This is a genomic window from Dellaglioa sp. CoH-57-MRSF-21, assembly GCF_056781915.1.
Genome location: NZ_JBXAXU010000098.1, coordinates 1 through 377 on the forward strand (window position 1 = coordinate 1; position 377 = coordinate 377).

General features: G+C 60.7%; 1 protein-coding gene. It reads left to right on the forward strand.

What is annotated here, in order from left to right; genetic code table 11:
- Window positions 1-169: 169 nt before the first annotated feature.
- Window positions 170-377: hypothetical protein (locus AC1RPQ_RS08120; RefSeq protein ID WP_481762280.1), on the forward strand; the 208-nt coding region annotated here is incomplete at its 3' end.

A 377-nucleotide genomic window follows, 5' to 3' on the forward strand; every position in this document is an offset into this window, starting at 1 on the left:
GTTCTCGAACAGGTGCACGCGATGGCGAAGCTCGCATTCGACGAGGTTGCTGTCATCTGGGATGAATCGGAGTCCGAACTTGAGGTTCGCATCTTGTCCGGGCTGCTCGACATGAGCATCTTCCTGCCATGTGAGCGGGCCGGTGACATCCTGCGACTCGGGAGCGAAAATGACTAAGGTGATCAGTGAACTGGGGCACAGGGTACTCGACATGGAACGCACGAACCCGGTGCAGGCGGTGGCCGAGACACAGGATCGGGCGCGGGACTTGGCGGTCGGCCTCGCGCATCTCAGGGTGTGTGCACAGGGCATCCCACTGCGCATGTGGTCCACGTGGGGCACCGATGATTCAGGCAACCCGCTGTTCTACTCAGTTC